The sequence below is a fragment of the Iodobacter fluviatilis genome, from assembly GCF_004194535.1.
Lineage (GTDB): Bacteria > Pseudomonadota > Gammaproteobacteria > Burkholderiales > Chitinibacteraceae > Iodobacter > Iodobacter fluviatilis_A.
In genome coordinates, this window is the sequence record NZ_CP025781.1 from 2,132,288 (window position 1) to 2,151,961 (window position 19,674).

The window sequence follows — 19,674 nt, forward strand, 5'->3', positions numbered from 1 at the left end:
CGTCCTTGTTTTGGTCTGCCTACAATGAGTCTGATCGCCCAAATTCTGCCAAGCGGCAATGTCTTCCTCGATATGGAAGTCGGCAGCAAAAAACGTATTTTTGAACAAGTAGGGATTCTATTTGAAAATAGCCACGGCATTGCCCGTAGCGTTATTTTTGATAGCTTGTTTGCTAGAGAAAAACTCGGTTCCACCGGCCTTGGTCAAGGCGTGGCTATTCCACACGGGCGTATTAAGGGCCTAAAAGAAGCAACCGGTGCTTTTGTGCGTTTAGACGAGGCCATTCCTTATGATGCGCCCGATGGCAAGCCAGTCTCCTTAGTGTTTGTCTTGCTCGTACCTGCACACGCTACCGATCTGCACTTACAAATCTTGTCTGAATTAGCTCAGCTTTTTTCAGATAAAGTATTGCGTGAGGGCTTGCTGGCAGCAACGGAGCCAGGGCAAATCTGGAAGTTAATCAGTACTTGGGAGCCTTATGCCACAGATTTCAGTTAGACAACTTTTTATTGATAACGCCGAAAAACTGCGCCTAACCTGGGTTGCAGGGCAATCTGGCGCTAATAATCTGTTATCTAATGACGCGTCGGAGCAAAAACCGACCTTATCTTTGGTAGGTCACCTGAATTTTATCCACCCCAACCGCATTCAGGTGCTTGGGGTGGCAGAAACGGTTTATTTGCTGCAGCTTAGCGTTGAGGCGCAAAGAGAATCACTCGATCGATTGTTCTCAAATGAAATGGCGGCGGTGATTGTGGCTAATGGCCAGATTGTGGGCGATTGCCTGCGCGAAGCTTCCGAGCGCTTTCATGTGCCGCTGCTCACCTCCCCTGAGCAATCTCCCTATTTGATGGACGTGTTGCGCTATTACCTATCAAAAGCGCTGGCGGTTTCGACTCACCTGCACGGGGTGTTTTTGGATGTGCTCGAAGTGGGTGTACTGCTGACGGGTGAATCATCGATGGGTAAGAGCGAGCTGGCGCTGGAGCTGATCTCGCGTGGGCATGGCCTAGTGGCCGACGATGTGGTTGAGGTGTATCGCACCAATCCAGAAACGCTGGAAGGGCGTTGCCCGCCCATGCTGCGCGATTTTCTAGAAGTGCGCGGAATTGGCGTGTTGAATATCCGCACTATTTTTGGTGAAACGGCGGTTAGGCCGCGTAAAACCTTAAAGCTGATTATGCATTTGGCCAAGGCGGGAGCAGAAAAATTAGCCCCGATAGATAGGCTGCAAATGCAGGCGGCAACGCAGGATATTTTAGGCGTGCCGATTCGCAAATTAGTAATTCCCGTGGCGGCCGGTCGAAATTTAGCGGTATTGGTTGAAGCTGCAGTGCGAAATTATATTCTGCAATTACGCGGTATTGATTCAACACGCGAGTTTATAGAAAGGCATCAAAAATTTATGGAGATGGGTGAATGAGTCGCCAGCAGTTAATTTTGCTATCTGGCTTATCAGGTGCGGGTAAAAGCGTTGCACTTAAATCTTTAGAAGATTTAGGTTATTTTTGTATTGATAATTTACCTGCGCCTTTATTGCCGCAGACAGTTGCGTTGCTGGATGAGGATGGTTATCCGCAAGTCGCTATTTCTGTGGATGTGCGCAGCGCACATAACTTTGCCAGCTTCCCCAATCATCTAGAAGCCCTGTTTGAGTTTGGGCTAGACGTGCAAATGCTGTTTTTAGAAGCCAATAATGAAACGCTAGTGAAGCGGTTTTCTGAAACGCGGCGTAGCCATCCCTTATCAAGTGGTGAGTTAACGGTTAGCGAGGCGATCGCCTTAGAACGAGAGATGTTAGGGGCTTTTTCAGAAGTGGCCCATCGCATCGACAGCAGTGATTTATCCGCCAATCAGCTACGCAGCTGGATTCGTCAGTTTGTGGCTTTGGATCGATCCCAGCTTACCGTGATCTTTGAATCCTTTGGTTTTAAGCATGGCTTACCACTTGATGCTGATTTTGTGTTTGATGCCAGATGCCTGCCTAATCCTTATTACGACAAAGCTTTGCGCCCCCTTACGGGTAAAGATCAGCCGGTGATTGAATTTTTGCAGCGGCAAGCTGTGGTCGTGCGGTTTCAAGAGCAGATTAAAACCTTTATGCAGGCATGGCTGCCAGAGTTTGAGGCAGATAATCGCAGCTATATAACTGTGGCTATTGGTTGCACGGGCGGGCAGCATCGATCCGTTTATATCGCCGAACAATTGGCCAAACACTTTGCTGAGCATAGGCAGGTGTTGCTCAGGCACCGTGAGCAGCATGGCTAAAACAAAATGTGCTGCTGGCGTTGATTGCCCCCCTCGCTCGCTTATGGGGGAGGGAAGAGGGAATAATAAAATAATGCGGCCAGGTGACTGGCCGTTTTTTTGTCTAGCTTTGGCCTTGGTGGCCTACCTAGCCGCATGGAGCTGGCAGCAGGATGGTGCCACGCGGGTACGGGTCTACCAAGAGGGCAAAATCTTTGCTGAAGTAGATTTAAGCGCAGAGCGAAAGTTACAGGTAGCAGGCCCACTTGGAATGACTTCAATTGAGATTAAAGCGGGCCGAGTGCGAATTAGCGCCGACCCAAGCCCTCGCCAATATTGTGTGCGAATGGGCTGGTTGGATCAGGCGGGCCAAATGGCGATTTGCTTACCCAATCGAATTAGCATTGAGCTTTTAGGTGCTCGCCCTCATGACTTCGACAGCCTCAGTTACTGAAATCCGCCTTAAGCCCAGCTTGGACGATGTGCGTATTGCCCGTTATGCCGCGCTAGCCATTGCGCTATCGGTATTAGAGGCGGGCATTCCTTCGCCTATCCCTGGGATTAAACCAGGGCTGGCTAATATCATCACCTTGATTACTTTATGGCGCTTTGGCTGGCGGGATGCGGCATGGATTTGCCTGCTTAGAATTATGGGCAGTGCCATTGTCTTAGGCGGATTTCTATCGCCAGGCTTTGCTATGAGCCTAACGGGCGGGCTATGCAGCTTGCTGGCACTTGCGCTGGCTTCTGGCTTGCCTAAGCGCTGGTTTGGCCCAGTAAGCTATTCCTTGCTGGCGGCATTTGCGCATATGGCAGGGCAGCTATTATTGGCGCGGCTTTGGTTGATTCCGCATAATGGCATCATTCATCTTGTCCCTATTTTTGCGGCAGCGGCGCTGGTGTTTGGGTTGGTAAACGGCGTGATTGCAGCAAAGCTGATGGCCCATGAGTAAATTCAAAAAAATCTGAGAACAGAGAGAATCAAGAATGCAGATCACATAGGAAGCAGTTTTTTGCTTTCAGATTACAAAAATGCTTCAGCTTAATGTTGAGAGGGCAAAATATCGAATCACAGCGTTTCACAGAGGAAACGATAGATTCGATGGTTTTCTCCGTGTTCTCTGTGTCGACAGACCTTTAAGTATTTCGCACTTTTAATAGGTTTCAAATGAAAACAATAACATTGGCTTTTACCGGCGCATCCGGCATGCCTTATGGTTTACGCACGCTTGAATGCTTGCTGGCGGCGGGTTGCACCGTGCATGTGCTCTATACCCAAGCGGCGCAAATTGTGACCAAGCAAGAGCTAGATGAAACTTGGCCTTCGCGTGCGGCTGATCTGGCTGTGCTTTTTCGCCAGCGCTATGGCGTTACTGACCAATCGAAGCTGCAAGTTTTTGGTCAGCAAGAATGGTTTGCCCCGATGGCATCTGGCTCTAATCCTGGCGATGGCATGATTGTTTGCCCTTGCACTATGGGCGCTTTATCGGCGATTGCAGTGGGCGCTTCGGATAATTTATTAGAGCGCGCTGCGGATGTGATGATTAAAGAAGGCAAAAAATTAGTGGTTGTTCCACGTGAAGCACCTTTTTCGGTGCTGCATCTGGAGAATATGCTCAAGCTGGCAAGGCTGGGTGTGGTGATTCTGCCACCTAATCCGGCTTTTTATCACCACCCTAAAACCATCGCCGATTTGGTCGATTTTGTGGTGGCAAGAATCTTGGATCAGTTCCAAATTCCGCATCAGCTTATGCAGCGCTGGGGGGATAAGGGATGAGTTTTAGAGTTAACTGGAAGTGGTGCTGCTTTGCCCTGCTTGCTCTGTGGTTTTGGCCCTCGTTCGCCCCGCACGATCCTTGGAAGCCTGATGAAAGCTATATCCTTGGCCTAGTTTATGAATACACGCTGCGGGATAACTGGCTGGTGCCGATGCTGTCTGGCGAGCCTTTTATGGAAAAACCGCCGCTGTTTTTCTGGACGGCAGCGGGCTTCTCTCGTTATGTGTTTACCTGGCTGCCTGTGCACACGGCGGCAAGGCTGGCTGCGGCATTTTATATTGCGCTGACCTTTATCTTTGCCGCTCTGGCCGCAGGGCAATTTGCCGCCCGCAGCCGAGCCAAAGATCCATCGCAAGCCGCATGGCTCACCGCCATTTTGCTGGCAGGCACGCTGGGCCTGGTTGGCAATGGCCATCATATTTTGACCGATAGCGCTCTATTTGCCAGCTTTGCCATCGCCCTCTACGCATTCTCTGTCTTCCCGCAGTGGCCACTCGCCAGCGGCCTGCTGATGGGCACGGCTTGGGGAATGGCGTTTTTAACTAAGGGATTATTAGGGCCGGGCTGCCTTGGTTTGGCGGCTTTGCTGCTGCCGATTGTTGATCATCCCTACCGGAAAAAAGCTTATTTACTGACGCTGAGCATCGCTCTGCTGGCCGCTTTGCCTTGGTGGCTAATCTGGCCTTGGCGTTTATGGCTGGCCTCACCTGAGTTATTTCACACTTGGTTTTGGGTGAATAACCTAGGGCGTTTCTTGGGCGAGAATAACCTTGGCCCAGAATACGAGCATGGTTTTTACCTGAAGATTCTGCCTTGGCATGCCTTCCCGCTGATTCTTTATCTGCCGGTATTATTTTTCAGGCATCGCTTGGATGCATTTAAAAATGCGGCCCCGGCAGCGCTGCTTTGCCTGCTGACTTACACCATCTTATCCTTGGCTAAAACCTCGATGGAGCTATACGCCGTACCCGCCGTGGTGGCGTTTGCCGTATGGATGGGCGCGCAAGCATCCAGCGTCCCTGCCGCTTTCGAGCGCCGCTTTGGCCTTGTCGCCTTGTGCTTGCTTGCCATCAGCGCCTTACTAGTATGGTGGGCATGGGCCGCGCTTTACTTTGGCCTGCCCTTACAAGCGCGCCTGCTGCATTTCTTACCGGGCTTTGCAGAAAAGCTAAACTGGCTGGGTATGCTGTCCGCACTCGCGCTCACCATCATCGTGTGGAATCTAGCCTGGCGAGCGCCGCAGTGGGCCAAACACCAAGGCGCCGTGCGCTGGCTGGCCGTGCTGGTCATGAGCTACGGCCTAGTCTTTAGCCTGCTGCTACCCGGCTTAAATTACAGTAAAAGCTATAAACCCATGATGCTGGATTTAGCCAGCCAACTGGACAAAACCCAGTGCCTAGCCAGCTTTGGCCTAGGCGAGCACGAAAGAGGCAACTTCCACTACTACACCACGATGCGGGTGGAGCGCTTCGAAATAGGCCGCGGCAAAGAATGCCCGCAGCTACTTATCCAGGGCAGCGCCATGCCTGCGAATATTGGGGAATATAGCTTGTTGAAGAAAACCACAAGGGCTACGGATAAGAGTGAGGAGTTTAGTGTTTGGCGTAAGATATAATAAATATTACTTACTTTTTGCTGATACTATGTTGGGTTAGTTGTTTAGTTTTGGGCTGTGCGAATAATGTGGAAACTCCGCTGAATAGGGAGTGGGCATTTTTCAGCATCGTATTATTCTTGCGATGTCCAGCCCCGTAGGGCAGCTTAGTTTTATCAACTCGCGTTAAGCTAACTTATCTTTATCGCCAAGCCTGCAGGGCGGGTTACGCCTGTGGCTAACCCGCCCTGCAGGCTTGCCTTAACTCTACGTCTGGAAATATAAAGTAATGACCGTCATTTACATCATTGCACCACTCCTTTTATTTGCTGTGATCTTTTATTACACAACGTACATGCCGCCTGCCCAAAAAGATTGGGAGCGTCTCCCGACGCTGGACGAATACTTAGCTAAAAATCCAACAGCAAAACATGGCGAAAAAATTTCATGCTCAAAATGCGGCCACACAGAGCAACTTGATACTGGTTTGATTCGAATCACTGATTACCGCAGAAAGCTGATGTGTACGAAATGTAAAAAAATATTGTGGCGTGAAGAAGAAAAATAAATTCATTCACATTTCGGCGCTTGAGAGTTACCACTTAAATAACTGGGGGCAGAGCAAACTTAAATCCAGCTATGCTTCATATTTTCAACTTCAAATGCCGCACAGCATGCCCATGAAGCTGAGGTCAAAAGCCTGACTGGGCGCTGCATGCCCCCAAAAAAAGATGGGGCAGCCTGTTGGCTGGCGCAAAAAACCAGAGGAATGATTGAAGCTTTCGTGGTCCCATTTTTATGGTGCTGAAGCCAGCGGATTTAACTTTACTCTGACCCCAGTTGTTTTATAAATCGTATATATTGTGCTTTATGGTTTTGGATACAACCTAGCTTTCATTTTTGGTTGGTGGCTTGATTTTAACTGTGAGGATGTTATGGAAATTGAAACGTCTAGTGCTATTAAATTATTTTTTCCTAACCCCTCATTGGTCTTGGTTTTTTATGAGGCAATTGCTAATGCATTTGATGCTGGTGCAAGTGAAATTGGGATTGATATATCAATTCAATCATTTTCATTAGCATCATCACTTAATGTAAAAATTATTGATAATGGTTGTGGGTTCTCTGATGAGAGTTTTGAGAGGTTTAAAAAATTAATGAAACCTCGCGATGCCTTTCATAAGGGGATTGGTAGGCTTGTTTTTTTAGATTATTTTTCGAATGTACATGTGTTGAGCCAATGGAGTAATAAATATAGAAACTTTGTGTATAACAAAGAATTTGTTGGTAATTCGGAGATAGTAGAGTTTGAAAGCGAGCGCCCAAGCAAGACTACGCTTAATTTCACGGGCTTTGCAAAGGAAAAAATTAAATCATATGATGATCTGCTGCCCGGAAGTCTCAAGGAGCGTATTATTGCGCATTTTTTATTGACGCTAAAGGATTTGAAAGATAAAGGCCACAATTTTAAGATTAGAATATCTCTGAATGTTGAAGAGGAAAATTTACAAAGAGAATTCATTTCTACATCGGTTGAAATAAATTCAGTAGATTTGCCTAAAATGCAGTCTGTTGAAATTGCTAAAAATACTCTAGATGCGTTTTCATCAATTAAGATTAATTTCTATATAAATAATTATTATGTTGGCAGGAATTTATTGACTGCTATTAGTATTGATGGAAGAACCGTACCAATTAATCTTGTTTTGCCTTCAGTAATTCCAATAGGCTGTTCTGCAGTATTTATATTTTCATCTGATATGTTTTTTGGTTGCGCCGATAGCTCTCGCCAGAAGTTGGTATTGCCTGAAAATGTTTCAGAGTCGGCCTTATATTCTTTGCTACGTAGAGAGATTGGAAAAATATTGGTAGATGAGATCCCTCAAATATCAGAATTTAATAAAAAAGCAAAAAAACGGTTTGAACAACAGTTTCCGCATCTTTTAGGATATATCGATTGTGATGTTGTTGGATTGATTGATGGAGAGGAGGCGCTAAATAGCGCACAGCAAAAGTTATTTAAGCAGCAAAAAGAGATTTTGCAGTGTGAACATCTTAGTGATGCTCTTTATGAAAAATCTCTTGATGCGTCATCACGAACTCTAACTGAGTATATTTTGTATCGTGAAAAAATAATCTCAAAATTAAAGTTGATGACCTCAGATAACTCTGAAGATGAAATTCATAATTTAATTGTTCCACGTAGGAAAGAATATCATCAAGATTCTATTCTTTCAGGTGTTTATGAAAATAATGCATGGCTGCTGGATGATAAATTTATGACTTTCAGAACCATTCTAAGCGAAAAAAGAATGGATGAAATAATTAATAATATTTTGTTGTCTGATGAGGTTGAGGGGGAAGCTGGCCGGCCAGATATTGCTATGATATTCTCTGCAGACCCTAATGATAATGGTCCAGTTGATGTTGTTGTTGTTGAGGTAAAAAAGATAACAGATTCTGAAAAAGAAAATCAATACGCAATAAACCAGCTTATACAAAGAGCAGTAAAGCTATCAAAATATTGTAGCAATATCCAACGAATATGGTATTACGCTGTTGTCAATGTTAATGATGAGTTTGCTGAAACACTACAAATTCAAAAATGGGCACCTTTATATTCAAAAGGTAAGGTTTTTTATCAAGAATTTCAAGCTCCGAAAGTAGGTGGGGGTTTTGTTCCTACTCCAATATTTGTTCTTTCATTTGACGCAATTGTTTCCGATGCAGAGGCTCGTAATCATACTTTCTTAGAAATTCTTCGAGACGCTATTAAGAAAAACGTGGAGAAAACATCTATAAAAGAGTCATCAGATAGCTTTGCTGTCATAATTAATGAATCAATTGTTGAGGCCTCTCCTCTCTAATTAATAACTAGGGACAGACCACGGTTAATTCAGTTAATTAATTTTTTTTAACGAATAACTGTGGTCAGAGCAAACTTAAACCCAGCTATGCTTCATATTCTCAACTTCAAATGTCGCACAACATGCCCATGAAGCTGAGGTCAAAAGCCTGACTGGGCGCTGCATGCCCCCAAAAAAAGATGGGGCAGCCTGTTGGCTGGCGCAAAAAACCAGAGGAATGATTGAAGCTTTCGCGGCCCCGTTTTTATGGTGCTGAAGCCAGCGGATTTAACTTTACTCTGACCCCAGTTATTTACCCCAGTTATTTCAGTAGTTATTTCAGTAGTTATTTCAGCGCCCTTCATACCATCAAAGCTTGAAATGGTAATGCAATTGCATTACCATTTTGGATGTAGGCTGAGTGAGCCTATACTTTTAAGAGGACTCATGATGGCCGCTACACTAGAACTGGAATCAACACTAACCGATCGTTATCAAACCACCGTACCCGATGCGGTACGGCGAGTGCTTAAGCTGGGGAAGCGCGATAAAGTCCATTATTCTGTGCGTGAAGATGGGCTGGTTATTTTGTCGCGGGCTACTGAAGCCGAGCAGGATGATCCTGTTTTAAATTCATTTTTGGGCTTTTTGGCTCAAGATATGCAACAAAATCCAGAGCGGTTGCAGGCAATGAGTTCGGCTTTACAAGCTCGCATTTTGTTACTCACTGCATCGATTGATGTGGACTTGGATGCGCCGCTGTCTGAGGAGGATGAATGAAGCCAGCCTCCGCGCCGTTGCTGATTAATGGGTGGGCTATTTATGCTCACCCATTATTTTTGAATCAGCTGGAAATATTACTTAATCAGGTAGAAAGCCTACGCGCCAAGCATCCCGATCAGTATCAAAAAAAGAATGCCAGTAAGCGGCTTGCGGCGATTGCTAAACTTATTTTTGAAGTGATACCCCAAGATCCAACGCGTGCAGAATATCGCCAAGGAAGTACTTTAGGCGATGGGCATAAGCATTGGTTTCGAGCGAAATTCTTTCAGCAGTACCGTTTATTTTTTCGTTTTCATCAGGCCAGTCGAATCATTGTATTTACTTGGGTGAATGATGATCAAACGTTGCGTGCCTACGATAGTCCCGATGATGCTTATCGAGTTTTTCGCCGTATGTTAGAGGGGGGTCATCCTCCTGATGACTGGGCGCAATTGCTCAGCGAAGCAGAAGCGCAATCGGGGCGCTTACAGGGCTTGGAAATATGGAAAGAATAACTGGGGTCAGAGTAGGATTTAAGTTTGTTCTGACCGTTACTTGCTGGTTAGCTCCATGTTAGGAGTCTTTCGTGGTGTTTTTTGCGATTTCGCGCGGTGCGTTCGAGTGTTATGTCAGCCTGGGTCTAGTGGCCACGCCGCTTTGGGTTTCGGCGGGTGTAATTTCTAGTGAGGAGTTGGCAACCTTGCGGGCGGAAGGTATCGATGTCTCGAATTTCAACTACACGCTAGAGCTTGGGGATAGTGCTGGAATTGAAGGTGCAGTAGAAACCATTAGGGAACATCATCCATGCCATACGATTTGGGTGGGACGGTGATATTGCCCGTTTCGCCCATGTAAAAACATGGGCAGCCTGTTGGCTGGCGCAAAAAACCAGAGGAATGATTGAAGCTTTCGCGGCCCCGTTTTTATGGTGCTGAAGCTAGCAGCCTGTCGGACTTAGCATTAGTCAGCTGCAAAATCACCTGATCGGGCTATATTTCACCAGATTTTTGGCCAATGACTCGTTATTGGCGCTGCAAATCCGGCAAAATCTGGTCTCGATCATGCGATTTTTCGCTTCGACCGTCTAAGTCCGACAGGCTGCTAGCGGATTTAACTTTACTCTGACCCCAGTTATTTTTTATTTTGTATTTAATCGTAGTTTTCCCCGAGTTTTCACTTTAAGCAGCAGGAGGTTGATGCCTGAGAGCGATGCTTTGATGGCACCAGAATATATTGCTGATTTTTGTTATTTTACGACTTTAATTTTTTTACTTGAAGATTAAACCTGTCTCCAAGATCTGTGTTATTGCTTCACCGCTTGAACTATCGACTTTTATCTTCTAAATTAAGTACACTCCATTGTGTTTTTTATAGTTGTAAATTCATTTTTGGTAAATAAAATAAAAACTTGGTAGCTAATATTTTTTATATTTATTGATTTAAAAAAGGCGTAAAAAATGATTACGGTCGAAAGGTTTTTTTTAAATGCTATATTTATTTTGTTTTTATGCCAAATGTTACTTGCGCATTCTGATTTTGCATATGCTAATGACGAATTCAAAGGGCTCATAATTTATACTGAGAATGACCCTCCTTATGTCACTGTTGATGCTAAAGGGAAAATTGGGGGTCTAGCAACAAATAAACTGAATAACTTTCTTAAGGCTATCAAGTTAACGGAAGAAAATATCGAGATTAAACCTTGGGTTCGCTCTTACTTAGAAGTGCTAGGCAAACCAAATGTTATGATATATCCGATAGCAAAAACGGCAGAAAGATTAGAAAAACTTGAATATATTTATAAAATATTTGATGCGGTTGTTTTTTTCTATCGCCTCTCTGCACGCAAGGATATTGTTATTAGCAATGTGAATGAAGCAAAGAAATATTCGGTATGTGTTGTTCGTGGCGATTATCGGGCAGAGTATTTGAAGCACAGTGGCTTTCCCATGATTGATGAGTCGATTGATTCAACAGTGAACTTCAAGAAATTTATAGCAGGGCGTTGTGATGTGATTGCTCTGACTGAAATTGGCCTTAATGCAAAATTGGAACAATTAAATCTGGATTCCTCGCTTGTATCCATTGCTTACCCTTTAAGTGGGCTAGACAGCAATCTTTATATTGCTATAAACAAAGAGACAGATAAAAAAGTGATTGAAGCATTAAAACACGCGGCGAAAAAATTGGAGAAATAGAGAAATAGTAAATAAATAGAAATAGAAATAACTGAAGAAATAGAAGAAATAACTGGGGTCAGAGTAAAGTTAAATCCGCTTGCTTTAGCTTTAAGGGCATGAAGCATAGTAGGATTTAAGCTTGCTCTGGCCCTAGTTACGTCGGGGGCCCGCGTCACTTGGCTTTTAATCGTTAGCTTCCACTAGGTAACTATCGTATGCACGGCATAGAAATACTTAAAAGCGAAAAACTGGATGATTGGGGCGGCATTTTCGAAAGGTGGATTCAGGAGCTGGATAAAATTCTAGAAATTACAGGTGGTCTTGAGGCGCCATATGTTCATTGTGAGCATGGGAATACCCATCATTTCGGAGTTTCAGCGGCAATGGAAGGTTATGCAACTATTCGAGAGGTGATGGGAAAAAGGAATGATTTTTCGGCGAGACTAGACTTAGCATTGGTGTCAGATCGATATTTGGATATTGTTGAGTCTAAATGGTGGGAGTTCAGCCTGCTAAGACTGCCTTCGAAATCAATAATCAAAGACAAAATGAGCAATGCATGCGCAGACGCGCAGAGCTATTCGAGCAACGAGAAACTATTTTCCGGAATAGAAAAAACAATACGAAGAATTGGAATAGCGTTTTTCACGCCGCATTATTTGGAAGGACAGTCATTTGATGAGGCACGAGTCTCTGAACTAATTTCATTTATTAAGCTATCCGTCTGCCCAGACATTATTGCGTGGTCATTTCCGGAGAAATCGCGAAATCTAGAGTATTGGCATAGAAAATATCCTGGCGTAATTGCAGTTGTAAAACTGAATGAAACTCACCATTCGTTGAAGGTGGCCGATCCTGATGGGCCGATATCTTAGAGCCTGTAAATATCTCGTGCCGCATATCCCTTTCCCTTTTTTGAGTTTTGCGGCTGATATCTTGGCCGTCACGATCCTTGCAAACGTCGAAATAGGGCTAGCAGCCTGTCGGACTTAAGACTGATCTACTACGGAAAAGCCGGATTTGGCCATATTTCACGCATTTTCTCGTTGAATAGCCAGCTATTCGCCTCAAAAACCCGCGAAATTTGTCTCAAACCGGTCTTTCCCTCGCTACGATCGCTTAAGTCCGACAGGCTGCTAGGATTAAACGCTTATCAGCACCCTGCATCTTTTTAGGTATTGGAATGATCACTCACTGTAAATCTCTTAATCAGCTGGGCTGGCTTGATCTTCGGGCCGCGCTTTGGCCTGATTGCTCAAGTGCTGAGCACTTGGCAGAAATGGCGCTGTTTTTAGCTTCGCCGCAGCGTTTTGCCCAGTTTGTGGAATACGATCAATCAGGCAGGGCGCTTGGGTTTATTGAGCTGGCCGTGCGGGGCGATTATGTAAATGGCACGGCGTCTTCGCCGGTGGCATTTCTTGAAGGCATTTATGTTGAGCCCAGCGCAAGACGGCGCGGCATCGCGGGTAAGCTGGTTGCCGCTGCCGAGCAATGGGCCAAAGAGCATGGCTGCAAGGAATTTGCCTCTGATGCTGCAATAGACAATACCCAGAGCCATGCCATGCATCAATCACTTGGTTTTGATGAAACTGAGCGGGTGGTGTTTTTCGAAAAAACGCTTTGATGCTGGCCCCTGTTAATAACTCTGCCAATTATTTTTTTCTGGATGCGATTTGTATTGAGTTTGGAGCTCGCCAAAAATGATAAAGTTATTACAAATAGATTTTCCATTCAACGGGCCATTTAATCAGCAAATGGCAGATGAATTTAAAGAGCTTGCCCGCTCAATTGTTGCAGAGCCAGGGTTTATTTGAAAAATCTGAACAGAGAATGAAAGTGCCAAAGACGCGGGTGGTATTTATTTGTTTCAAAATGAAGAAACCGCTAGCAGCCTGTCGGACTTAGACGGTCGAAGCGAAAAATCGCATGGTCGAGACCAGATTTTGCCGGATTTGCAGCGCCAATAACGAGTTATTGGTCAAAAAGCTGGTGAAATATAGGCCGATCAGGTGATTTTGCAGCTGACTGATGCTAAGTCCGACAGGCTGCTAGGGCTGATCTTGATAAACACACTGCTAGATTAAAAGGCTTCGGCGTTTCTGAAGTGAATGCCAAGATTTTTGATGTAAATGTGGACTTATCAAATATCACAAAAGGCCCTATTAATTAGCCCGAGCGTTAGTTCTTGTAGTGAAGTGGGGCGGCCTTACCCTGCTAGGCTCCCCATCTCAAACGTCATACAGATAACTATAAATTTGTCGGCGTTTTTAAAGATGACTCAAATGCATAACGATCTGGTCAAACTTTAGGATACACACCATGGAAGTATTTCCACCTCTAGCGCAAGTGCTGTCAAAGTTAAACGTTCTGGGTATTTCTTTGCCAGATGGCCCGGTTTTGCTGGATGGCTATGGCGATTCGCCGGAGCTATCCGAAGAGCTCTTGGCGTTAATTCGCCAAGGCAAAAAACGTGCAGGTACTGGCCTTTTGTGGGGGCATGAAGCGGATCAAGTGCCTGTGCCATGCGTGGGTGATTTACAGATTGTGCTTGATCACCACAACGAGCCAGCGCTGATTACGCGTGTTGTGAGCACTTATATTTTGCCGTATGCAGAAGTGACTGCCGAATACGCAGCGATTGAGGGTGAAGGCGATGGCTCTTTAGAATACTGGCGGCAGGCGCATTGGGCGTTTTTTGCACGAGCATGCGAGCAGTTAGGCCGCCAGCCTGCGGAGAGCATGCCGGTTGTATGCTGCGTTTTTGAAGTGCTGCATATTTTGCCTTTGCCCGTGGCGGCCTAATTCTTAGGCTTTGTTGCACTCTTAAGCCTTAGGCGTTATTCCCTGTCAGCGTTTTTCTAGGGGTTGCTCTTTCCTTTTGAATTAAAACGATATACCTCGTCCCGTACTTACTGTTGACGTTAGGTATTGAGCAGTAGTCCACGTTATGAGCATTAATATTCAACAGACAACTGAAGCAGATTGGCTCGATCTGAAGAAGATCAGGCTTCACTCTCTCTTAGAATCTCCGCATGCGTTTGGCCTAAGCTATGAGGCTGCGTCAGCTTTCACAGATGCTCAATGGCAGGATGGGGCTGGCAATAGAACGCTTCCTATGTACTTTATTGCTCGCGATGAGGGCAATCCCATTGGGCTGATCGGCGGAGTTAAAGCGGGCAACGATTTCAACCTTATCGCCATGTGGGTTGCCCCTTCACATCGCGGTCTTGGCGTTGGAAGATCGTTGGTTGCAAAAGTATTGACTGTCGCCGCGTCATGCGGTGAATCTGAGGTGAGCCTGCTTGTTTCCCCACTCAACAAAACCGCGTGCGCGCTCTACGAGCGAATGGGCTTTTGCTTTACCCCGCACTTTGATGCGCTGGAGAGTGATCCGAAAATCATGCTTCAGCACATGCTTGCTAAGCTTGAAATGGAGGGGGCATCATCTTAAGCGCTTTGCTTATCCAGCTTGGCGCTTAAAGCAAAATCAAATCCCCAGCTGCTTCAAACTTACCCTACGGAACAGCGCCATCAGCGATAGTGCCGCGCAGGTGAGGGCGGCGACTAGGGCGATCCAGTAGCCTTGCACACCGTGGCCTGGCAGGGTGGAGGTACCGAAGGTGAGCAAATAGCCCAGCGGAATGCCGATCACCCAGAAGGCGGTGAGGTGAATCAGCATGGGGCCACGGGTGGATTTGTAGCCGCGTAATACGCCGGCCACCACTACTTGCGTAGCATCTGAAAACTGGAAGAATCCTGCCAATACCAGCAGCTGGCTGGCCAGCATCAGTACGACGGTATCGCTGGTGTAAAACCCTGCGATCAGGCGCGAGGCAAAAATCATGGTGGTGCCGGTTAAGAGGGCAATGCACAGGCCCATGCGGATGCCGCTCTGGCCAATAAAGCGCGCCGCTTTGTAATCCCCTGCACCAATGGCGTGGCCCACTCTGACTGTGAGCGCTGTACCGAGGGCCATCGGTATCATAAAGGTGAGCGAAGAGAAATTCAGCGTGATCTGATGCGCTGCCACGGTGACGGTGCCAAGGCGGGCAATTAATAGGCCGATCAGGCTAAACGCGCTGACTTCTACAAAAAACATCATGCCAATGGGCAGGCCCAGCTTGATCAGCTGCTTTTGAGCGTGCCAATCGATGCGTTGCCATGCGCGAAATGGATGGGTGTTTTTATAAACGTGCGAATAACGAATCCACGCGGCTAATAACAAGAAATTAACCCATACGCAAAAGGCCGTTGCCCAGCCGCAACCCACGCCACCCATGGCTGGAAAGCCCCAGTGGCCGTAGATCAACACCCAGTTACAAGGGATATTAAGCAAGAGGCAAAAGATGGAAATCACCATCATGGGCTTGGTTTGATTTAGTGCGGCGCTATAGCAATATAAAACGCGGTAGCAGGCAAAAGCGGGTAAGCCCCAACTGACTGCTTTTAAAAACTCCCCAGCTTTATATGCAACAACAGGCTCAAGCCCTAGGTGATTAAAAATTGGCAGCAAAAAGCGGATTAATATCAGGCCGATGAGGGATAGCAGTAGGGCTTGTAATAAGGCTTGTTGAGTTAAATTGGGGATGGGCTTTAGATCGTTAGCACCAATTTTTTGCGCCACCAGCGGGCTAATCGCCAGTAAAAACCCCATCAGCGTCACCATCATGGTGACCCAGATTGAAGAGCCCACGGATACCGCCGCCAGATCGCCTGCCGAAACATGGCCAGCCATCACCGCATCAATAAAGGCCGTGCCAGAGGTGGCGAGTTGCCCAATAGCAATGGGCCATGCAAGGTGCCAAGTGGCGCGAATATCGGTGAGTCGGGAGGTCATAGTGATCTACATTTTTTTGTGTTTGCTTGGAGTAGATCAGTCTTTAAGGGCGTGGCTCATGATTAACTCCTCATTTTCAAAACATCGTCATTCCCGCGTGTTTTTGGCGGGAATCCAGCGGACGGGGTGTTTGATAAGTTCAACGAGAAGTTATTTTGAGCCATATCCTAAGCTGCTACTTATGCAAGCAAAATGGATTAATAGGTTCGTATTCGGCAAGTAAATCGGGATATCGTCGGCTAAACATCAGAGCATCTTGCAAATCCACATTCAAAATAACGACGCTGCCGTTGGCCAAATTTTCGGTACGAAAGCCTAAGCTAGTTGCTGCTGCAAAGGCCTTGGATAGTGCCAGTGGCGAGGTGTTGCGCTTGGCACTTAGGCGCAGCCAGCTTTGTTTTTTCCAACGCAGAGCGGGGTGAATTTCGCGAGCAACGTGAGTTAATTCTGGGGCTAGGCAGTCGTACATGGCAGCATTCCTAATTCACATAGTGGGAAGCTGGTCGCAAGGTTTTCTAAATTGGATGCGGCCAACGCTTTAGCGATATTTTCCCTAGGGCGCGCCTCGCAAGTTGTCGATTAATTGGCGCGTAAAACAAAAAACCCGCAAGCGCGGGTTAGGGCGCTTTAGCTGCATTTATAAAGCGCCCGCAAGCTGGCAAAATCAACTCGGCGCTGTGTGTTTCATTCTGGCGGCGAGTCTGCTTGCTGTCAAGCCGCTTTACTCAGGATTTTTTGAATCGATCATTAAGGTGATGGGCCCATCATTGATCAGCGCTACTTGCATATCGGCCCCAAAAACACCCGTTGGGACGGGTTTGCCAAGCAACTCGCTAAGCTTGAGCACCATGGTGTTAAAAAGCGGCTCAGAAACTTCGCCTTTGGCCGCCCTGCCCCAAGAGGGACGATTCCCTTTGCTATAAGAGCCAAATAGCGTGAATTGCGACACGGCTAAAATATCACCTTGGGTATCTAATACCGAGCGATTCATCCTTTGCTCATCGTCTTCAAAAATACGCAAATTGCATATTTTATTGGCGGCCCAGTTTAAATCGGTTTCTGTATCGTTATTTTCAATCGCAATCAAAACTAATAGGCCATGGGCAATTTGGCCAGAGATATTCTCTGCAACGCTAACTTTGGCTTGGCTAACTCTTTGAATTAATACGCGCATGCTGATTCTCTAAATATCACCAGCGATAGACTATTTTTTTGCTTAATTGTTCCGATTAAATAGGAATATATTAGTGTCTGTTGACGTTTCATTCGCGGCTGCGTTGGCTGCAGTTTTGCGAATGAAACGTCAACAGACCCTAAGTATGCAGTTAATTTTTACATTGGCTGCTGCGTGCAGAGCGAGCCGCTTCGGCAAAGCGTTGTGCTGAGCTGGCTTCCTCAGGATTGTGGATGTTAAGCAAATCATTTTTTAGTCTTGCGGACAATTGTGGGTGTAAGTGAGCCATTTTATCTAAATCAGTAAGGATGCTTTCAAGGAGTAGAGGTTGTTCTAATTTACCAAAGTAGCGGGCTAATCCAGACATTCTTGCCATTTGAATGCGGAATTTTAGATCGAATAAATCTTTACGCACCACACTAGGTGGTAACGCTGAGTTTGGGCTTAATAAAATTGTTTTTTCAATTTTTATGTTTGAAGCTGGGCGAAAAAAATTGCGGCCCCGTTTTTGTAGCTGTGGTGTTTTTTGGCTAAGCCGCTTGAATAGATTTATTAGCATGAGGTGCAATTGAATGAAAGTATTGTGTAATTATATACTGTTGTTTAATTGAGGAAAATATCTATTTACAAGTAAGAAACTGAAGCTCTGGCAAAGGGGCTAAATATTCAGTATTCTGAATCATTTTATCGCTAGGGATAAACCCATGAAAAAAGTAGGTCTGGTTGGTTGGCGCGGCATGGTGGGTTCTGTCCTCATGCAACGCATGCAGGAAGAAAAAGATTTTGATGTGATTGATCCGGTGTTTTTTACGACTTCGCAAGCTGGCCAAGCCGCTCCGAATTTTGGTAAAGATGCAGGCACACTTAAAAACGCTAACGATATCGCTGAGCTATCCGCGATGGACGTGATTATTTCTTGCCAAGGTGGCGATTACACCTCGGATATCTTCCCAAAACTGCGCGCTGCAGGCTGGAATGGTTATTGGATCGATGCGGCTTCTACCCTGCGTATGGAAGAAAACGCGGTGATCGTGCTCGATCCTGTAAACGACGATTTGATTCGTGCTTCCCTAGCTAAAGGCGTTAAAAACTATATCGGCGGCAACTGTACTAATTCCATCATGCTGATGGGGATGGGGGGCTTGTTTAAAGCAGGCTTGGTGGATTGGGTTAGCTCAATGACTTATCAAGCGGCATCCGGTGGCGGCGCAAATCATATGCGCGAGCTGATTAAGGGCATGGGCGTGGTTTATGGCTCGGTGGCCGATGAATTGGCAACGCCAGCGTCAGCGATTTTAGAAATCGATCGTAAGGTTGCAGAAACAATTCGCAGTGATGTGCCTACAGAATTTTTTGGCGCGCCATTGGCGGGCGGTTTGATCCCTTGGATCGATGCCCAGCTTGAAAATGGCCAGACTAAGGAAGAGTGGAAAGGCCAAGCTGAGGTAAACAAAATCCTTGGTAATGAAGCGCCAATTCCTGTTGATGGCCTCTGTGTGCGTATTGGCGCAATGCGCTGCCACAGCCTTGCCTTAACGATTAAGCTGAATAAAGACCTGCCGCTCGCCGAAATTGAAGCGCTGATTCAATCTGGTAATCAGTGGGTGAAGTGGGTGCCCAATGATCGTGCGGTAACAGTGCAAGAGCTGACCCCAGCGGCTATCACCGGCAAAATGGACATCGGTGTAGGCCGTGTGCGTAAGCTCAATATGGGCCCAGAATACATCAGCGCTTTTGTGATTGGCGATCAGTTGCTCTGGGGCGCTGCCGAGCCATTACGCCGTATGTTACGGATTTTGTTGGGGTAATTATTCGGTGGGTATTTTTCCCTGCTATCAAAACAGAGTGCTGCGGTGCTCTGTTTTTTTCATGTTTAGTAACTGATGTTACGAAGTACTTATCTTTTTAGTGCCTTCGGCACGTTGATTTAGGTGCGGGCGTCCCGCTGGACCTTCCTTTTTTGCGTCGCCAAGAAACGAAGCCAAGCGACAAACTTAAAAACACGAAATCCCCTCGCTGCGGACAGTGGCGTTGTGTCAACTCGCTTCGCTCAAACACGAATTGACGGCAGCCTCACCTCGCTTGCTCCTCGCTCGGCGTGTTTTCAGGGGAGGGTAAAAGCCCAGTGCAAAGAGCGTGGCGATTACGTTTCTTTGTTGTTTTTTATAATAAAAACAAAGTACATAGCGTGCATGGGATTACCCCGTTCTACATAAAGTGCTTTGCTGACTATTTTGCCTGTTATGGTGCGTGATA

Annotated in this window: 22 protein-coding genes and 1 pseudogene; 19 read left to right on the forward strand and 4 right to left on the reverse strand. The window is 46.2% G+C overall.

Features of this window, described 5'->3' with window-relative positions; all coding sequences use genetic code 11:
- Nucleotides 1-24 precede the first annotated feature (24 nt).
- From C1H71_RS09595 to C1H71_RS09680, 18 genes and pseudogenes are all read left to right on the forward strand, one after another.
- Nucleotides 25-498, forward strand: coding sequence for a PTS sugar transporter subunit IIA (locus C1H71_RS09595; RefSeq protein WP_130106362.1), 474 nt, complete (start codon nucleotides 25-27; stop codon nucleotides 496-498).
- A complete protein-coding gene (gene hprK, locus C1H71_RS09600) occupies nucleotides 479-1,423 on the forward strand; it encodes an HPr(Ser) kinase/phosphatase (protein WP_130106363.1) in 945 nt (314 codons plus the stop codon). The genes C1H71_RS09595 and hprK overlap by 20 nt, the downstream gene beginning before the upstream one ends.
- On the forward strand, nucleotides 1,420-2,268 hold the full coding sequence (gene rapZ, locus C1H71_RS09605; protein ID WP_130106364.1) for an RNase adapter RapZ: 849 nt from the start codon (nucleotides 1,420-1,422) through the stop codon (nucleotides 2,266-2,268). The genes hprK and rapZ overlap by 4 nt, the downstream gene beginning before the upstream one ends.
- A 73-nt stretch (nucleotides 2,269-2,341) precedes the next feature.
- On the forward strand, nucleotides 2,342-2,701 hold the full coding sequence (locus C1H71_RS09610) for a NusG domain II-containing protein (RefSeq protein ID WP_188053696.1): 360 nt from the start codon (nucleotides 2,342-2,344) through the stop codon (nucleotides 2,699-2,701).
- Nucleotides 2,676-3,200, forward strand: coding sequence for a Gx transporter family protein (locus C1H71_RS09615; protein WP_130106365.1), 525 nt, complete (start codon nucleotides 2,676-2,678; stop codon nucleotides 3,198-3,200). Before C1H71_RS09610 ends, C1H71_RS09615 begins: the two co-directional genes overlap by 26 nt.
- 215 nt (nucleotides 3,201-3,415) lie before the next feature.
- Complete coding sequence (locus tag C1H71_RS09620) at nucleotides 3,416-4,024, forward strand: flavin prenyltransferase UbiX (RefSeq protein ID WP_130106366.1); 609 nt, start codon at nucleotides 3,416-3,418, stop codon at nucleotides 4,022-4,024.
- The gene (locus C1H71_RS09625) at nucleotides 4,021-5,640 is read left to right on the forward strand and encodes an ArnT family glycosyltransferase (RefSeq protein ID WP_130106367.1); all 1,620 of its coding nucleotides are present in this window, start codon (nucleotides 4,021-4,023) and stop codon (nucleotides 5,638-5,640) included. The genes C1H71_RS09620 and C1H71_RS09625 overlap by 4 nt, the downstream gene beginning before the upstream one ends.
- Before the next feature lie 268 nt (nucleotides 5,641-5,908).
- Nucleotides 5,909-6,187: a hypothetical protein gene (locus C1H71_RS09630; RefSeq protein WP_223146028.1), complete on the forward strand. Its 279-nt coding sequence runs from the start codon at nucleotides 5,909-5,911 to the stop codon at nucleotides 6,185-6,187.
- 367 nt (nucleotides 6,188-6,554) lie between these two features.
- Nucleotides 6,555-8,486 carry an ATP-binding protein gene (locus C1H71_RS09635; protein WP_188053698.1) on the forward strand — a complete coding sequence of 644 codons (1,932 nt, stop codon included), beginning with the start codon at nucleotides 6,555-6,557 and terminating at the stop codon, nucleotides 8,484-8,486.
- Nucleotides 8,487-8,912: 426 nt separating this feature from the next.
- A complete protein-coding gene (locus tag C1H71_RS09640; RefSeq protein WP_223146029.1) occupies nucleotides 8,913-9,245 on the forward strand; it encodes a type II toxin-antitoxin system PrlF family antitoxin in 333 nt (110 codons plus the stop codon).
- The gene (locus tag C1H71_RS09645; RefSeq protein ID WP_130106368.1) at nucleotides 9,242-9,742 is read left to right on the forward strand and encodes a type II toxin-antitoxin system YhaV family toxin; all 501 of its coding nucleotides are present in this window, start codon (nucleotides 9,242-9,244) and stop codon (nucleotides 9,740-9,742) included. The genes C1H71_RS09640 and C1H71_RS09645 overlap by 4 nt, the downstream gene beginning before the upstream one ends.
- A gap of 942 nt (nucleotides 9,743-10,684) precedes the next feature.
- Nucleotides 10,685-11,425, forward strand: coding sequence for a substrate-binding periplasmic protein (locus C1H71_RS09650; protein ID WP_130106369.1), 741 nt, complete (start codon nucleotides 10,685-10,687; stop codon nucleotides 11,423-11,425).
- A 197-nt stretch (nucleotides 11,426-11,622) separates the two neighbouring features.
- Nucleotides 11,623-12,282 (forward strand): hypothetical protein, encoded by a 660-nt coding sequence (locus C1H71_RS09655; protein WP_130106370.1) that lies wholly within the window; start codon nucleotides 11,623-11,625, stop codon nucleotides 12,280-12,282.
- 308 nt (nucleotides 12,283-12,590) lie between these two features.
- A complete protein-coding gene (gene aac(6') / locus C1H71_RS09660) occupies nucleotides 12,591-13,031 on the forward strand; it encodes an aminoglycoside 6'-N-acetyltransferase (RefSeq protein ID WP_130106371.1) in 441 nt (146 codons plus the stop codon).
- Nucleotides 13,032-13,107: 76 nt separating this feature from the next.
- On the forward strand, nucleotides 13,108-13,221 hold the full coding sequence (locus tag C1H71_RS21025; protein ID WP_223146030.1) for a YdhR family protein: 114 nt from the start codon (nucleotides 13,108-13,110) through the stop codon (nucleotides 13,219-13,221).
- Nucleotides 13,222-13,460: 239 nt separating this feature from the next.
- Nucleotides 13,461-13,577 (forward strand): annotated as a pseudogene (locus tag C1H71_RS21930) (YdhR family protein); the annotation flags it as partial.
- Between the two features lie 149 nt (nucleotides 13,578-13,726).
- Entirely contained in the window at nucleotides 13,727-14,209 is a 483-nt protein-coding gene (locus C1H71_RS09675) for an ASCH domain-containing protein (protein ID WP_130106372.1), read from the forward strand.
- Between the two features lie 145 nt (nucleotides 14,210-14,354).
- Nucleotides 14,355-14,858, forward strand: a complete 504-nt coding sequence (locus tag C1H71_RS09680; RefSeq protein ID WP_130106373.1) for a GNAT family N-acetyltransferase — start codon at nucleotides 14,355-14,357, stop codon at nucleotides 14,856-14,858.
- Between the two features lie 36 nt (nucleotides 14,859-14,894).
- Here the strand turns inward: C1H71_RS09680 and C1H71_RS09685 are convergent, their stop codons facing one another.
- The 4 genes from C1H71_RS09685 to C1H71_RS09700 form a co-directional block, all read right to left on the reverse strand.
- Complete coding sequence (locus C1H71_RS09685) at nucleotides 14,895-16,244, reverse strand: MATE family efflux transporter (RefSeq protein ID WP_130106374.1); 1,350 nt, start codon at nucleotides 16,242-16,244, stop codon at nucleotides 14,895-14,897.
- A gap of 175 nt (nucleotides 16,245-16,419) precedes the next feature.
- Nucleotides 16,420-16,713, reverse strand: coding sequence for a hypothetical protein (locus C1H71_RS09690; protein ID WP_130106375.1), 294 nt, complete (start codon nucleotides 16,711-16,713; stop codon nucleotides 16,420-16,422).
- Between the two features lie 252 nt (nucleotides 16,714-16,965).
- On the reverse strand, nucleotides 16,966-17,418 hold the full coding sequence (gene dtd, locus C1H71_RS09695) for a D-aminoacyl-tRNA deacylase (protein WP_130106376.1): 453 nt from the start codon (nucleotides 17,416-17,418) through the stop codon (nucleotides 16,966-16,968).
- Nucleotides 17,419-17,569: 151 nt separating this feature from the next.
- Nucleotides 17,570-17,977: a hypothetical protein gene (locus C1H71_RS09700; RefSeq protein ID WP_130106377.1), complete on the reverse strand. Its 408-nt coding sequence runs from the start codon at nucleotides 17,975-17,977 to the stop codon at nucleotides 17,570-17,572.
- 145 nt (nucleotides 17,978-18,122) lie between these two features.
- Between C1H71_RS09700 and asd the strand changes: the two genes are divergently transcribed.
- The gene (gene asd / locus C1H71_RS09705) at nucleotides 18,123-19,226 is read left to right on the forward strand and encodes an aspartate-semialdehyde dehydrogenase (RefSeq protein ID WP_130106378.1); all 1,104 of its coding nucleotides are present in this window, start codon (nucleotides 18,123-18,125) and stop codon (nucleotides 19,224-19,226) included.
- Nucleotides 19,227-19,674 lie beyond the last annotated feature (448 nt).

What these genes read in the sequence shown, in the direction of transcription:
- C1H71_RS09680 (WP_130106373.1), top strand. Translation starts at nt 14,355, where the DNA reads ATGAGCATTAATATTCAACAGACAACTGAAGCAGATTGGCTCGATCTG.
- rapZ (WP_130106364.1), top strand. Translation starts at nt 1,420, where the DNA reads ATGAGTCGCCAGCAGTTAATTTTGCTATCTGGCTTATCAGGTGCGGGT.
- C1H71_RS09650 (WP_130106369.1), top strand. Translation starts at nt 10,685, where the DNA reads ATGATTACGGTCGAAAGGTTTTTTTTAAATGCTATATTTATTTTGTTT.
- C1H71_RS09655 (WP_130106370.1), top strand. Translation starts at nt 11,623, where the DNA reads ATGCACGGCATAGAAATACTTAAAAGCGAAAAACTGGATGATTGGGGC.
- C1H71_RS09625 (WP_130106367.1), top strand. Translation starts at nt 4,021, where the DNA reads ATGAGTTTTAGAGTTAACTGGAAGTGGTGCTGCTTTGCCCTGCTTGCT.
- C1H71_RS09635 (WP_188053698.1), top strand. Translation starts at nt 6,555, where the DNA reads ATGGAAATTGAAACGTCTAGTGCTATTAAATTATTTTTTCCTAACCCC.
- C1H71_RS09620 (WP_130106366.1), top strand. Translation starts at nt 3,416, where the DNA reads ATGAAAACAATAACATTGGCTTTTACCGGCGCATCCGGCATGCCTTAT.
- C1H71_RS09690 (WP_130106375.1), bottom strand. Translation starts at nt 16,713, where the DNA reads ATGTACGACTGCCTAGCCCCAGAATTAACTCACGTTGCTCGCGAAATT.
- C1H71_RS09615 (WP_130106365.1), top strand. Translation starts at nt 2,676, where the DNA reads ATGACTTCGACAGCCTCAGTTACTGAAATCCGCCTTAAGCCCAGCTTG.
- C1H71_RS09610 (WP_188053696.1), top strand. Translation starts at nt 2,342, where the DNA reads ATGCGGCCAGGTGACTGGCCGTTTTTTTGTCTAGCTTTGGCCTTGGTG.
- C1H71_RS21025 (WP_223146030.1), top strand. Translation starts at nt 13,108, where the DNA reads ATGATAAAGTTATTACAAATAGATTTTCCATTCAACGGGCCATTTAAT.
- C1H71_RS09595 (WP_130106362.1), top strand. Translation starts at nt 25, where the DNA reads ATGAGTCTGATCGCCCAAATTCTGCCAAGCGGCAATGTCTTCCTCGAT.
- hprK (WP_130106363.1), top strand. Translation starts at nt 479, where the DNA reads ATGCCACAGATTTCAGTTAGACAACTTTTTATTGATAACGCCGAAAAA.
- C1H71_RS09630 (WP_223146028.1), top strand. Translation starts at nt 5,909, where the DNA reads ATGACCGTCATTTACATCATTGCACCACTCCTTTTATTTGCTGTGATC.
- C1H71_RS09645 (WP_130106368.1), top strand. Translation starts at nt 9,242, where the DNA reads ATGAAGCCAGCCTCCGCGCCGTTGCTGATTAATGGGTGGGCTATTTAT.
- C1H71_RS09700 (WP_130106377.1), bottom strand. Translation starts at nt 17,977, where the DNA reads ATGCTAATAAATCTATTCAAGCGGCTTAGCCAAAAAACACCACAGCTA.
- C1H71_RS09675 (WP_130106372.1), top strand. Translation starts at nt 13,727, where the DNA reads ATGGAAGTATTTCCACCTCTAGCGCAAGTGCTGTCAAAGTTAAACGTT.
- C1H71_RS09685 (WP_130106374.1), bottom strand. Translation starts at nt 16,244, where the DNA reads ATGACCTCCCGACTCACCGATATTCGCGCCACTTGGCACCTTGCATGG.
- dtd (WP_130106376.1), bottom strand. Translation starts at nt 17,418, where the DNA reads ATGCGCGTATTAATTCAAAGAGTTAGCCAAGCCAAAGTTAGCGTTGCA.
- asd (WP_130106378.1), top strand. Translation starts at nt 18,123, where the DNA reads ATGAAAAAAGTAGGTCTGGTTGGTTGGCGCGGCATGGTGGGTTCTGTC.
- C1H71_RS09640 (WP_223146029.1), top strand. Translation starts at nt 8,913, where the DNA reads ATGATGGCCGCTACACTAGAACTGGAATCAACACTAACCGATCGTTAT.